This is a genomic window from Mesorhizobium sp. B4-1-3 (assembly GCF_006439355.1).
GTDB lineage: Bacteria > Pseudomonadota > Alphaproteobacteria > Rhizobiales > Rhizobiaceae > Mesorhizobium.
Genome location: NZ_VFTG01000012.1, coordinates 141,994 through 155,592 on the forward strand (window position 1 = coordinate 141,994; position 13,599 = coordinate 155,592).

The following is a 13,599-nucleotide window of genomic DNA, read 5'->3' on the forward strand; positions in this document are numbered from 1 at the left end:
ACATTAGGAAAACTTATGTACGGTCCCGCGAAAGAACCCTGGTGAAGAGCGGCAGCTTCGACTTCAACCTTTTTCGATCGATCGAGGTCTTCGCGGCAATTGTCGAAACGCGGCATGTGACGCAGGCCGCGCAGATGCTCGGCATGACGCAGTCCGCCGCCTCGCAGCATCTGAAGAACCTGGAAACGGCCCTTGGCGTCAGCCTGATCGACCGCAATCTGAGGCCGATCGAACTGACCAAAGCCGGAATTGCGCTGCATCGCCGGGCCACCGCGATCCTGGCGGAAGTCGAGGGGCTGCGCACCGACGCCCGCCGCATCAACGCCGCGCCGCTGCCGCTGCTCAGGGTGGCGCTGCTGGCTTCCATCGCCACCACGCTGGCGCCGGCGCTTTCCGTGCTGGCACGCAAGACTTTCGGCATTCCCGAACTCAGCCTTTTTGCCGGGCTAGCCACCGACCACGTCGCGCTGCTCAGGGCGCGCCGCGCCGATCTTGCGGTCACGTCGGGCGAGCTGTTCGAGATAGAGGGGCTGACGCGCTACCCGGTGATGACTGAAAAATTCCTGCTGGTGACGCCGAAGGGCTTTTCCGGCGATGTCGGCGACATCACCAAGCTTTCGAGAAAGCTTGCATTCGTCCGCTTCTCCCGGGAGACGCCGGTCGGCTTGCGCGTCGACCAGCATCTCAGCCGCTTGCGCATAGAATTGCCGCGGGCGATGGAGGGCGACCGCTCCAGCGTCGTGATGGCGCCCGTTGCCGCAGGCATGGGTTTCGCTATCCTGACGCCGACCCTGCTCATTGACGGCCTCGCCGAGGGCATGGAAATCGACATCCATCCGCTGCCTTTCACCAGTGTGTCCCGCAACATCCTTCTGGTTGCACGTGAACGCGAGTTGGGCGATCTGCCCGAAGCCTTTGCCGCGCGCACCGCGGAAGTGCTGAAACAGACGATAAACCATCGCCTGCCGGACCTGCCTCCGGACCACTACACACTGGATTCATCCGTCGCTTCGACGTGAGGCGGAGCGCATCGCGTTCGTCGATCCGCCAGTTGCTAATCGGCTGCATCAGTTATCCTGATGGATGATTTTGCCGGGTGCCTTCGGCGTGCGTCCATGGTCTATCCTGTTGCCATCCAATCCAGGAGGCCAAGATATGAACGCTCCTCATACCCATTCATCGCTCGCGATCGACTGGTCGACACAAGGCATTGTCGACCGCAGGAACCGCTTCTACTCCGCCTCCCAGCGCAAATTCGTTCCCTATAAGGATCCGCTGATCATCAAGCGTGGCCGGGGGCAATATGTTTGGGATGAGCAGGACAGGAAATACATCGACCTGCTTGGAATGAACCTTTGCATCTCGGTGGGACACGCCCACCCTCAGGTCGTCAAGGCGGCAAGCGAACAGGTCGCGGAGCTCACCCACTGCACGACCATGTTCTATCATCCGGTGCCCGCCCAATATGCGGAAGAGCTCGCAGGCACGATGCCGGCCGGCCATGATTGGGTCGTCCATTTCACCAACTCAGGCGCGGAGGCGATCGACCTCGCGCTTCTGATGGCGCGTTCCCACACTAGCAACATCGACATGCTGGCGCTTGCCTCCAGCTATCACGGCGCCACCTTCGGCGCGCAGTCGGTGACTGGAATAGCCGGCTTCCGCCACTCGGTCCCGCAGCTTGGCGGCGTTACCTTCGTGCCCGAGCCGAACCAGTATCGCGGCATCCACGGGGAAGGCGTGGAGCCCTACCTGAAGGAAATCGACCGGGCGATCGCGACGTCGACGAGCGGCAGGCTGTCGGGCATGATCATCGAGCCGGTGCAGGGCTATGGCGGCATTGTTCCCATCCCCGAAGGTTACATTGCCGGCGCGTTCGAGCGCGTGCGCGCGGCAGGCGGCCTTTGCATCATCGACGAAGTGCAGGCCGGCGTCGGGCGCACCGGCGAGGCCTTCTGGTCCTTTGAATCGCATGGCGTGGTGCCTGACATCGTGGTGGTGGCGAAGGGCGTCGGTAACGGCATCCCGCTCGGCGCGGTCATCGCCAAACGCGACGTTGCCGAATCGATGGCCGACAAATTCCTGTTCCACACCTATGGAGCCAATCCGGTCGCCTGCGCGGCCGGCAGGGCCGTGCTCAACGTGATGCGGGAAGAGCGACTCCAGGAAAACGCGCGAATTGTCGGTGGCGCGCTCAGGGCCCGGCTGGAGGACTTGAAGGAACGCTACCCGATCATCGGCGACGTCAGAGGCCGCGGCCTGATGCTGGCGATCGAGCTCGTCAAGAACCGCGCAACGAAAGAGCCGGCGCCGGAGGAAACGCTCGCGGTCTTCGAGGAAACGCGCCGCAACGGGCTCGTCGCCAGCCGCTCAGGACCCTATCGCAACGTCATCAGGATGTGCCCGCCACTCTGCCTGGCGATGGCGGACGTCGATGATGTCGTGGACCGGTTCGAAAGAAGCTTCGCTGCCGTCGGCGTTCGGTGAATTGCGTTTCAATGTGCTGAGGGAGGAGCTTTCGCGACATGCGCGGGGAATGTTGATAAGCCTCCTCGTCATTGGTCGCTGCGCTATCGTGCTGCATTGGACTGCCCTTCAAATCAGGCTGTCTACTCGCGACTGTGCTCCGAAGCCGGTCAGGCCGCTAGCGGCCCCAAGCAGAAGCGAACGGTATTACAAATGCAGATCGACTAGGATTCCTCGAAGCTTTTCGAACTTGCTGGGTCGTGCCCCAGCCCGAATTGCGCATGCTTATGGACAAGGTGGGGCACTAACTTAGGTTTGGGCAGTTGGAAGGCATCGACGTCTAGCAATTATGCAATCCTAACACTGCACCTCCCCAAGAGCGGGCGTCGGCTTCGGAAGGAGCAAATCCTACGGTCCTCATCTTCAGGTGGCTGTTATCCCAAAACCGGCCCTTGAGAGCGGTTCGAGGCAGCTCATCGATCGCGGCTGGCAGGACTTCTATGCAGCCAGCCGTTTAGTCCGTTCGGCCAAGCGATGACGAAGAGTGCAAGCAACAGGCCGAGGCCGATGTTGCGGTAGTCGGAGAGCTCCCGCATCCCTTCGTCGGCCAGCATCAGCAATGCGGCGCCGAGCACGGGACCCCATATCGATCCAAGGCCACCGATGACGATCATTGCGATCAGAAACAGCAGTGTTGAGAAGGAAAACACCGTCGGGCCGACGACGCGGAAATGCACCGCATAGAAGCCGCCGGCGATGCCGGTGAAGAAGGCGGAGACCGCGAAGATCCAGAGCTGATATTTGAAACGGCTGATGCCTCGCGACATGGCGTAGCCCGGATTGTCGCGCAGGGCCCGGAAGGCGAGGCCGAGTGGCCCCCTGATGACGACGATCGAGATCGTCACCGCGACAGCCAGCAGCGCCAGCCCGACATAATAGTGGGCGATGTACCATTTCGACGGGAACAGCGCGCGCAGGCCGATGTCGCCGAACTGGCCGATGCCGCGCACGCCGCCGAACAGCGGCATGCAGCCGCCGGCGGTGGTGAAGCAGTCGGTATCGTTGACGATAAGCACATACATGACCTGCGCGATCGCCAGCGTCAGCAGCGCCACGTAGGGGCCACGCAGGCGCAGGCATGCGAGACCGATCAGTATGCCGACCGCGACGGTGATCACGCCGGCCATCGGGATGGCGGCAAGCATGGGAACCTTCCAGTAGAAACCCAGCATCGCGGCGGCATAAGCGCCGGTGGCGAACAGCGCCATCTGCGCCAGGGAGAAGATGCCACCTATCCCGAGCACGAGGTTCCACTGCACCACCACGATCGCCCAGATGAAGAATAGCGTCGACTGGGTGACGACGTAGCGCCCGGGCACGGCGATCGGCAGCGCGATGGCGAGAGCCAGGCAGACGAGGCCGATCAGGATGTCGCGGCGGATTGATGTCATAGGCGCACCACTTGCTGTTTGCCGAACAGGCCATAGGGTCGCCAGATCAGCACGAGGATGACCAAAAGCAGCAGGGTGGCGAAGCTCCAGCGCACCCCGAGTACATATTGGGTGGCGGCCTCGAGCAGGCCGAGCGCGATCGCCGCAATCACGGCGCCGTAGACATTGCCGAGCCCCGCAACTACGCAGACGATGAAGGCTTTTAGCATCGGGTCGCCGCCCATCACGGGCGTCAGTGTAGCGATCGAGCTGATCATGATGCCGGAAACGGCGGCGAGCGCGCCGGAGAGCGCCAGCACCTGCGCGTACACCCGGCCGACCCTTACGCCCATGAGCTGCGCCGCCTCGCGGTTCATCGACGTGGCGCGAATGGCGCGGCCGGCGCTGGTGCGCTGCAGGAGGATGGCGACCGCCACCATCAGCACGATGGCGACGCCGAGGATGAAGACGTTCTGCAGCGGTATGTGCACATTGCCGATGACGACCTGGCCTTCAACCGCGAGCGGCTGCGGGATCGGATAAGGTCCAAAACCTTTCAGCATCAAGTTCTCGATGACACTGCCGATTCCGATCGTGGCAATGAAGATGTTAGTCTCGAAATTCTCGGCTCTGAGCAATGGCAGCGCGGCGCTGAAATAGATCAGCAGCCCGACCAGCGCGCAGACGAGCGCGGCGGCGACAACCGCCAGCGCCGGATGCAGGCCGGCATAGACGATGGCCGCGTAGCAGATATAGCCGCCGAGCGTTAGGATGGCGCCATGCGCCATATTGAGCATGTTGAGTGAGCCGTAGACCAGCGAGAGGCCGATGGTAGCGACCGCGTACATGGCGCCAAGCGTCAGGCCGGAAGCGACGATCTGGATCAGGACATCCATCGCTCACACTCCGAGATAGGTTTCGACGATTTCCGGGCGCGCCATCAGTTCGGCGCCTAGGCCCGACCAGGCGATCCGGCCATTGTCGAGCAGGTGGATCATGTCGGCATGCTCGGCGATCCGCTCCGCATTCTCCTCGACCAGAAGGATGGTGCGGCCTTCGCGCCTCAGGTTGAAGATGACCTCGTAGATCTGCTCGATGACGATCGGGGCCAGCCCGAGCGAGGGCTCGTCAAGCATCAAGACCGCGCCTCCCGCCATCAGGCCGCGGCCGATGCCGCACATGCGCCGCTCGCCGCCGGAAAGCGTGCCGGCGGTCTGGTTGCGGCGCTCCTTCAGCTTTGGCAGCAGCGTGAAGACGAAGTCGAGCCGTTCGGCCAACCCGCCGCTGTTGGCATAGGCGCCCATCATGAGGTTCTCGTGCACGGTCATCGCCGGAAAGAGCAGATCGCCCTGGGGAACTTGGATGACGCCGCGTTCAACGATCTGGTCGGGACGCAGGCGGTCGATGCGCGAGCCGTCGAGGCGGATCTCGCCCGATGTCACCGGGACAAGCCCCGAAATCGCCTTGAGCAGGGTGCTCTTGCCATGGCCGTTGGGGCCGACAATGGCGGTGAGCTCGCCTTTTCTTGCCGACAATTTGATGGCGTCGAGCACGATGCGGCCGGCATAGCCGGCGCTGGCGTCGACGATATCGAGCGCCGCTTCAGCCATGCGCGTTTTCAATGAAGGAGCGTAGCCGCTCGGACGCGCCCTGGCCGAGATAGACGTCGACGACGGTGCGGTCGTCGAGGAGCTTTGTCGGCAGGCCCTCGAAGATCTTTTCGCCGTGATGCATGATCATGATGCGGTCGGAGAGGCGCACCAGGAAACGCATCACATGCTCGATGAGGATAATGGTGACGCCCGCCGCCTTGATGGCGCGCACGGCATCCATCACGCGGTCGACCTCGCGCGCCGTGAGGCCGCCGACCGGCTCGTCCATCAGAAGAAGTTTCGGCTTCGTCGCCATGGCGCTCGCCATCATCAGGAGCTTGCGGTCGAGCACCGGCAGCTTGCCGGTGACCTTGTCGGCGCGGCCGGCAAGGCCGAGCATCTCCAGCGCGGCATCGGCGGCCTCGTGCGCGGCGCGGCCGGCGCGCAGCGTCGGCACGGCCCGGTTGCTGCGGCCGAAATAGGCGCCGACCAGCACGTTCTCGCGCGCCGTCATGCTGTCGAAGCCGGCGTTGAGCTGGAAGGTCCGGGCAACGCCGGCATGGCAGATCTGCTCGGGCGCATGTCCGGTGATGTCCTGGCCGTCGAGCACGATCGCGCCTTTGGTGGCCGGGTTCAGACCCGAGATCACCTCGAACAGCGTCGTCTTGCCGGCGCCGTTTGGACCGCCGATGCCGAGGATTTCTCCGGCCCCGACATCAAAGGACAGATCGCGGACCGCCGCGAGTGCACCAAAGGACTTGGCGACATGCCTGCACGACAGCAATGGCGTCGCGGCGGCGTCTTGCGTCATCTGGCTAGGCCTTGATCCATGGCGGCATCATGAACTTGGTCGTGCCGTAAGGCGCCGGCGCGATCAGGCCAGGCCCCTTGGTGTAGTCCTGGATCTGCAGGAACTGATGCGGCATGCCGAGCGATGAATCGTTGACCTGGGTCGGATAGGTATAGGCGGCATTCTCGAGCGGCATGAAGCGGGTCGTGCCGGTGACGCCACGCCATATCATCGAGCTCATCCGGGCCGCAACCTTGCGGTTCTGATCATTGTTGCCAGGTTCGCCCGTGCCGCCGGCTAGTGCCGCCGCGGTCGCCCAGACATAGGCGCCGTCATAGGGCTGCGCGCCGGAATTGTGGCCGGCGTTCGGGCCGAACTTCGCCTTGTAGCGCTTTTCGAAGGCGGTGCCGATCTCGTCCTGCAGCGCGCCGACGACGGTCGCGTAGATGATGCCGTTGGCCGCCTGCTTGGCGATATCGCGGAATGCCGGGATCGACGGTCCGTATTGCATATAGACCAGGCTCGGCGTCGGGTTCGGGGCGAACTGCAACGCGAACTGCCCGAGATCGGCGGGCAGAAAATGGGTGATGCAGATCACCGCCGGCGGATCCTGGCGGATCTTGGCCAGCGTCGGTCCCCATTCGGAAGCCGGCACGCTGACCGTCTCGAAGAGGCTGATGTCCCAGCCATAGCTCTTGGCCTGTTCCTTGACGGCATTGGCGATGTTGGAGGCATAGACGCCGGCCGACAGGATCACCGCCATCTTGTTGTTCTTGCGCTTCCACTCGCCGTTTTCCTCCAATTGCTGCAGGAACTTCAGGAAGCCGGGGCCATACCAGTATTCGGCGGGGTCGCCCTGGAAGGACCCCCAGTAGCGGTCCGGATTGGATTTCACCAGGTTGTTGTGGCCGATCGTGGTGTCGTAGTGGACGTAGATGATGCCGTTGTCGGCGGCGACCTCCTGGATCGCGGCGCCGGAGCCGATGTTGTAGCCGTTGAGGATGGCGTGCACGCCATGCCGGTCGACGAGGCGCTGCGCCGCCTGCACGTTGGTGGCGTCGCCCATCTGCGCGGTGTCCTCGAAAGAGGGTTCCAGCGGCCTGCCGAGGATGCCGCCCAGCGCGTTGATCTCCTCGCAGGCGAGCGTCAGGCCGTTCTTGAACTCGATGCCGTCGGGCGCGGCGAAATCGGTCGTCGGGCCGCACTGGCCGACCGGGATCGGGTCGCCTTCGGCGCGCGCCTCGTTGTTCATCGCAAGGAGCATGGCCGGCATGCCAGTCAGCGTCGCGGCGGTCGCAAGTCCGCCCTTGATCAGGAAATTGCGGCGGGAGCCGGCAATCACACCAGGCATGGTGAGTTTCGAATTGCGCTTCATCTCAATTCCCCTTGTAAGTTTTTTGTCAGTTTATGTTTTTGACCAGTTCGGCCGCCTGGTCGATGATCGCCGTCTGATGTGGCTGCGACGACATCCCACCCCATTGTCCCATCATCTGGTCCCACGGGTCCTCGACGCCCGTGCGGTGCCCGCAAAGCTCCTCAATCACAGCAAGGCCGCAGTAGGGTACGTACATTTCGGAGTAGCCGCCCTCATGCGTCATCACGACCCGGCCGCCGCACAGCTCGCGCGCCGCGTCGAGCAGCATGCGCGCCAGCCTGCGATAGCCGCTGGAATTCATCAGCATGCGGCCCATTGGATCGACGCCGGAGGCATCGAAGCCGCAAGGCACCACGATCAGCTCCGGCTTGAAACGCATCAGAGCCGGGATCACCACCCGCTCGAACGCCGCGGCGTAGGCGCCGGGACCGGATCCCGGCGGCAGCGGAACGTTGATGTTGAAGCCCTTGCCCTTGCCCTCGCCATTCTCGGTGATAGCGCCGGAATTGGCCGGGAACAGATTGTCCTGATGCAGCGAAATCGAAAGCACGCTCGGATCGTCGTAGAAGATCGCCTGCGTGCCGTTGCCGTGGTGCACGTCCCAGTCAACGGTCGCGATGCGGGTGAGGCCGTGCAATTGCTGTGCGTGCCGGATGGCGATGGCGGCGTTCGAGAACAGGCAGAAGCCCATGCCGACATCGGCGGTGGCGTGATGGCCGGGCGGGCGGATCAGCGCATAGGCGTTGTCCACCTGGCCGGTGATGACGGCTTCGATGGCCTTGATGGCGCCACCCGCGGCCAGGAGAGCGATCTCATAGCTGCCGGCGCCGAGCGGCGTCAGCGAACTGGCGTCGCCATAGCCGCGGTCGCTGATTTCCCTGATCTTGGCGATATGCAGCGGCGTGTGGACCCGCGACAGCTCCTCGACGGTGGCGCGCCGCGGCTTGATGGCGACCAGATGGTCGAGGATGCCGCTCACCTCCAGAAGATTGCGCAGCCGACGCTTGGTCTCGGGATTTTCAGCATGGGTGCCGGGCTGAACCGTCAGGCTCGGCGGAAAGACCTGGGCCCAATTCCAGGTGTTGTGCCAAAGATAAAGCTCGTGAAAAACGAAACCAGTCGCCATGCGGCTCCCACCCAGAATATTTCGGCCGGATGATGGCCCGCTACATGAGCGCTGTCCCGACACCTTCGGGTAATGGGTGGTTATTTAGGACCCACCCATTCAGGTGGTTAGCTCGCCAACCGCCGCTCGGTGGCGGCCTCGAGCCCGATTTCTTTCAACTTCAGGACGGCCTGCGTGCGGCTTGAGACGCCGAGCTTGCCGAAGATGTTCTTCAGGTGCCATTTGACCGTATCAGGCGCCATCGACAGCGACTCGGCCAGCTGGCGGTTGGTGTAGGCGCGCAGAAGCAGGGCGGCGACATCGGTTTCCTTGCTGCTCAGCATCTGCCTCTTCCCAGCGATCGCTATCGGCCGCGCGCGTTCGGGCGCGGTCTTGCCCAGTTCATGCAGAAGCGTGTCGACAAAGGTGGCCGTGCTGGAATTGCGTGACCAGGCCGGTATTCGGGAGCGGGCGAATTCGAGCACCTCGCGCATCGGCAGGCCCTCGTCGACCAGCGAACGCAATGCGTTCTGCGGCAGCGCCAGGGTGACGACATCGACTGCCGCCGCCAAGGCCAGCAACGTTTCGCCGGCACTGTGCGCGGCGATCGCGACAAGTGCCCGCACCTGCATGAAGCCGCGGAGGCGACCGTCCCGGCGCATGCGTTCGGCGATACGGTCGAGCACGGCGATGGCCTTCGCCGGGTGGCCTTCGGCGATCAGCACGCGTGCAGCGCCGATATGGGCATATTCGTCAAGCGGATGGATCGGGGCGGGCCGGCTTTCGGCCGAAGGCTCTATGCCGCGCGAGCGCAGCGCGAGCCGGGCGGCACGGACGTCGCCGCGTGACAGGAGCAGCCGCACTCGCTCGTTCAGCGCGGCGGCCGTCAACCGGCGGTAGCGCTTCTCGATGCCCAGCCGTTCGGCGCGTTCTAGGAAGACGATGGCTTCGTCGTGCCGGCCATGTGCGGCGGAGAGCCGCGCCAGGTGCAGCTTGCAGGCCATCTCATGCACGACCAGCCCGCATTCCTCAATGACCTGCCGGTGCTGGTGCAGGATGCGCTCGGCGCCCTGCAGGTCGTTCCATTCATAGGCGAGCTCGACATGGAAGATCGCCGTCATCGCTTCCGTATAGGAACCGGGCCCCAGGCGCTCGCGGGCGAGCCGGCAGGCTCGGTCGAGCAATTGGTGCGCCTCGGCGAGATTGCCTGCGGCAATCTCGACCAGCCCCAACAAGAGGTCGCAATAGACGATGCCGAAGACGGAATTGGCGGCGGCATGATGGTCGCGCGCCGCGAGGCTGCGCAGGCGCGCGGCGTCCAGCTCGCCGAGCGAATAGTGGCTGAAGGCGCAGATATTGGCGAGCGTGCCGCGCGCGAAAGGCTCGTCTTCGGGAAAGTCTGCCAGCCAGCGCGAGGCGACCCGTGTCGCGGTGCGGGAACGGTCGGTGGCGCTGATAACACCGGCCGTCAGCGTCTGCAGCTCGGCCTTCAGCGAGCGCGTGGTCGCGCGGTCGATCTCGCCGCGCTCGGAAAGCTGCCCGACCAGGGTCTTGGCCTGTTTGAGGATGCGGACCGCCTGGCGTGGCCGGCTCATGTGAAACTGTGCCCAGACACGCGCCAGCAGCAGGCGAGGGCGGGCGGCAACCAATTCGGGGGGAAGCTGGTTCAGCCACTCCGTTAGCCTGGGAATGTGACCCTGCATGGTGAGCGGCATGGCGCATTCCTCGACCAGACGCGCGGCATGATCGGCATCGCCGCTGGCAAGCGCGTGGTCGACCGCGTCGGAGATGTGGCCCCGGGCCGCCAGCCAGGCCGCGGCCGCGCGATGTAGGTCCCTGCGTGCCTCAGGCGCCCAGGCATCCAGCCTGTCACGCAGGAATTCGGAGAACAGGTGGTGATAGCGGAACCATTGTCCCGTGGAATCGAGCGCGATGAGGAAAAGGTTAGAGTGCTCGATGGTCGCCAGCGCCGCAGCGCAGTCGCGCCTTGGACAAACCGCCTCGGCGAGGCCCAGGCAGAAGCGGTCGAGGATCGAGGTTCTGAGCAGGAAATCCTGGATCTCGGGCGCCTGCCGGGCGAGCACGTCCTGGGTCAGGAACATCGCCACGTCACGCTGGCTACCCGAAAATTCCGCGATGAAGGCTTCTCTCGAGCCCTCATGCGCCAGCGCCAAAGCCGCCAGCTGCAGGCCGGCTGGCCAGCCTTCGGTCTTGTGGTGGAGCGCCACCACGGCCGAGACGGCAAGGTCGAGGCCGCAGACATTGGCAAGGTAGTCCTCGGTCTCCTCGAGCGAAAAGCGCAGGTCGCTGTCGCCGAGGCTGACGACATGCCCCTTCATCTTCATATGGGCGAGCTCTAGAGGCAGCTCGCCGCGGGTTGCGAGCACGATGCGCAAGGCCGGCGGCGCGTAGGCGACCAGCATGTTGATGCAGGCGGCGATCTCGCCGGAGACGATCAGATGCGCGTCGTCGAGCACGAGGTAGATAGGCGCGGCGCGGCGCGACAATTGGTTGATGATGGCCGTGAGGAGGGAATCGACCGGCGTCACGGGGCTGGAGTCGATCAGCGACTCCGCGTTCCCGGCAATATTGAGGTCGACGCGATGAAAAGCGGCGGCGAGATATTTGAGGAAGCGGGCGAGATCGTTGTCGAGCCGGTCTATCGACAGCCACGCGACCTGGGCGACGCCGCCGGATATGCCGGCCGCCCACTGCGAGAGTAGGGTCGATTTGCCGAAGCCGGCGGGCGACGTCACCACGGTCAGCTTTCCTGCCGTCGCGGCGTCCAGTGTGTGCAGCAGCCGCGGCCTCTGGACCAGCGCGTCGCGCAAATGAGGCGGCTGGAGCTTCGTTTCTATCAGCATCCGGTTGTCAACTGCTCCGCTAGGCGACTTCAGTAAACGCGGAGTAGAGCGCAGATGCAATGATCAGCTTTCCCTGATCCAGGTCAGAACGATTCCCGCGGCGGCCTGGCCATCCGCTTCTGGAATCTGCCATTGAGATCTGCCCGACTACGCCCAGCCCCAAAGCGATATGCGGTTCGACAAGACCGCGGTCACGACAGGGAAAGGTCTAGGTGATCGATGCGAATTGTGCATCCACCTATGAGCGGCCATTGTGATTTCTAGCGCAACAGCTTTTCCAGATCTCCGCATATTCGTACAAGTACGTCTACCTCATTAACTCTTTATCGAATTCGACATTGACGGGCGCTTTCGTAAAGTTAATAATGTCCTAATATACGGGGTAGCGTTAATTAACTCCCGACCGGCAACAACGAGCTACGACGCTACTGGGGTAGGGGAAATACAGCGCGGCCGTCTCAGCTGCCGTTGTCGTCACCATTGAGCCACCGTCTGTCCGTGGATAGCCGCACCTGTGCGGACCGTTCGCGGCCGGGATCGAGGGGTCGTGGCTTGGTGCGCTGATCTTCCCGCCTCACGTGACTGGACGCCGAACGTCAACCGCGTTTCGGCATGGGGTTGTCAGCCGTCTCGGACGGCCAAAGGCAGATGCGTCGACATCTGCCGACAGGGGGTTAAAATGGCCACTCAGCAAATCGCCGGCGCAGGCGGCACGACGACGTCGTTCTCCAACACGCCGCAGGCGCAGAATGACGTCTTCTATTTTACAGAGGATTCAAGTGGCGTCCTGGTCCTGAACGTACTGGCGAATGACCTGGGAGGGGCAGCCAAGCAGCTCTATTCCATTGACGACGCAACCAGTGCGTCGACAGCAACGAAAACACCCGCGCCAACAGATCTGCTCGTCCGTGACACAACATATTCCAGCGACAGTGTCGCGCTGAATGGGACCTCCGCAGTCCTTCCGACTGCTGACAAGAGCGCTCTTGGTGCTCGCATCTGGATTAGTAGTGATGGCACGATCCACTACAACACTGCGGATATCAATACGCTGTTGCAGTCGCTTGCTCAGGGCCAGGTTATCACCGACAAACTGACTTACGCCATCCAACTCGGCAATGGCACGCTGAGCTGGGCTACGACCACCATTCAATTCACCGGCACCAACGACAAGCCGGTGATTGGCGCTGCCACGCTTGTCGGAGCCGTCACCGAGGACGCCCACACGCCTACCGAGACCGCCACCGGCACCATCGCCTTCAGCGACGTCGATCTCACTGACGTGCACTTGGTCTCGGCGGTGTTCAAGGGCACCGACTACGGCGGCCAGCTTGGTTCGCTGGCCGCAGTCGAGACTGCTGACACCACCGGCACCGGCTCCGGCGGACTGATCACCTGGACATTCACCGCCGCGGATTCCGCCCTCAACCAGCTTGCCGCCGGCCAGACCGTCCACGAGACGTATACTGTGACACTTGACGACCAGCACGGCGGTGTCATCACCCGCGACATCGTTATCACCATCACCGGCACCAACGACGCGCCGACGATCACGGCGGCCGGCACCAATGCGGCCGGCTCGGTGGTCGAGGACGCCTCGACGACGCCGGACCTGACCGATTCTCTCGACGCGGCCGGCACCGTCGCCTTCCATGACGTCGATCTCATCGACAGCCACACCGCGACCTTCCTGCCGACGGCTGGCGAGACGGCGCTCGGCACCTTCTCGCTCGATCCGGTCAGCGAGGCGGCTGGCGCCGCCGACGGCTCCGTGCAGTGGCATTACGCCCTCAACAACAATGCGGCGCAGTATCTTGCCGCCGGCCAAAGCGTGGTCGAGCACTATAGCGTCACCGTTGATGACGGGAATGGCGGCACCGCAACGCAGGTCGTGGCCATTACCATCACCGGGACCAACGATGCGGCGACGGTGAGCTCGGACTCCAAGCCGGTGACCGAAGGCGACACGGCGGCGGC

General features: G+C 63.6%; 10 protein-coding genes. 3 read left to right on the forward strand and 7 right to left on the reverse strand.

Annotation, left to right across the window (positions count from 1 at the left end):
• Positions 1-41 precede the first annotated feature (41 nt).
• Both FJW06_RS17350 and FJW06_RS17355 read left to right on the forward strand, forming a co-directional pair.
• A complete protein-coding gene (locus FJW06_RS17350) occupies positions 42-1,019 on the forward strand; it encodes a LysR family transcriptional regulator (RefSeq protein ID WP_181178382.1) in 978 nt (325 codons plus the stop codon).
• Positions 1,020-1,155: 136 nt separating this feature from the next.
• The gene (locus FJW06_RS17355) at positions 1,156-2,487 is read left to right on the forward strand and encodes an aspartate aminotransferase family protein (protein WP_140753442.1); all 1,332 of its coding nucleotides are present in this window, start codon (positions 1,156-1,158) and stop codon (positions 2,485-2,487) included.
• 452 nt (positions 2,488-2,939) lie between these two features.
• Here the strand turns inward: FJW06_RS17355 and FJW06_RS17360 are convergent, their stop codons facing one another.
• The 7 genes from FJW06_RS17360 to FJW06_RS17390 all read right to left on the reverse strand — a co-directional run bounded on the left by FJW06_RS17360 (position 2,940) and on the right by FJW06_RS17390 (position 11,622).
• Entirely contained in the window at positions 2,940-3,917 is a 978-nt protein-coding gene (locus FJW06_RS17360) for a branched-chain amino acid ABC transporter permease (protein ID WP_140753443.1), read from the reverse strand.
• Positions 3,914-4,792, reverse strand: a complete 879-nt coding sequence (locus tag FJW06_RS17365) for a branched-chain amino acid ABC transporter permease (RefSeq protein ID WP_140753444.1) — start codon at positions 4,790-4,792, stop codon at positions 3,914-3,916. The genes FJW06_RS17360 and FJW06_RS17365 overlap by 4 nt, the downstream gene beginning before the upstream one ends.
• Before the next feature lie 3 nt (positions 4,793-4,795).
• Positions 4,796-5,506, reverse strand: coding sequence for an ABC transporter ATP-binding protein (locus FJW06_RS17370; protein WP_140753445.1), 711 nt, complete (start codon positions 5,504-5,506; stop codon positions 4,796-4,798).
• A complete protein-coding gene (locus FJW06_RS17375; protein WP_140753446.1) occupies positions 5,499-6,299 on the reverse strand; it encodes an ABC transporter ATP-binding protein in 801 nt (266 codons plus the stop codon). Before FJW06_RS17375 ends, FJW06_RS17370 begins: the two co-directional genes overlap by 8 nt.
• Positions 6,300-6,303: 4 nt before the next feature.
• The gene (locus FJW06_RS17380; RefSeq protein WP_246674656.1) at positions 6,304-7,653 is read right to left on the reverse strand and encodes an ABC transporter substrate-binding protein; all 1,350 of its coding nucleotides are present in this window, start codon (positions 7,651-7,653) and stop codon (positions 6,304-6,306) included.
• Positions 7,654-7,678: 25 nt separating this feature from the next.
• Positions 7,679-8,779, reverse strand: coding sequence for a class II histone deacetylase (locus FJW06_RS17385; protein ID WP_140753447.1), 1,101 nt, complete (start codon positions 8,777-8,779; stop codon positions 7,679-7,681).
• A gap of 107 nt (positions 8,780-8,886) precedes the next feature.
• Positions 8,887-11,622 carry a LuxR C-terminal-related transcriptional regulator gene (locus FJW06_RS17390; RefSeq protein ID WP_140753448.1) on the reverse strand — a complete coding sequence of 912 codons (2,736 nt, stop codon included), beginning with the start codon at positions 11,620-11,622 and terminating at the stop codon, positions 8,887-8,889.
• A gap of 679 nt (positions 11,623-12,301) precedes the next feature.
• Here FJW06_RS17390 and FJW06_RS17395 point away from each other — a divergent pair.
• Positions 12,302-13,599 (forward strand): VCBS domain-containing protein (locus FJW06_RS17395; RefSeq protein ID WP_210238969.1); only part of this gene is annotated, 1,298 nt, incomplete at its 3' end.

Coding starts and splice junctions, on each gene's coding strand:
- FJW06_RS17355 (WP_140753442.1), top strand. CDS start 1,156: ATGAACGCTCCTCATACCCATTCATCGCTCGCGATCGACTGGTCGACA.
- FJW06_RS17360 (WP_140753443.1), bottom strand. CDS start 3,917: ATGACATCAATCCGCCGCGACATCCTGATCGGCCTCGTCTGCCTGGCT.
- FJW06_RS17365 (WP_140753444.1), bottom strand. CDS start 4,792: ATGGATGTCCTGATCCAGATCGTCGCTTCCGGCCTGACGCTTGGCGCC.
- FJW06_RS17370 (WP_140753445.1), bottom strand. CDS start 5,506: ATGGCTGAAGCGGCGCTCGATATCGTCGACGCCAGCGCCGGCTATGCC.
- FJW06_RS17375 (WP_140753446.1), bottom strand. CDS start 6,299: ATGACGCAAGACGCCGCCGCGACGCCATTGCTGTCGTGCAGGCATGTC.
- FJW06_RS17380 (WP_246674656.1), bottom strand. CDS start 7,653: ATGAAGCGCAATTCGAAACTCACCATGCCTGGTGTGATTGCCGGCTCC.
- FJW06_RS17385 (WP_140753447.1), bottom strand. CDS start 8,779: ATGGCGACTGGTTTCGTTTTTCACGAGCTTTATCTTTGGCACAACACC.
- FJW06_RS17390 (WP_140753448.1), bottom strand. CDS start 11,622: ATGCTGATAGAAACGAAGCTCCAGCCGCCTCATTTGCGCGACGCGCTG.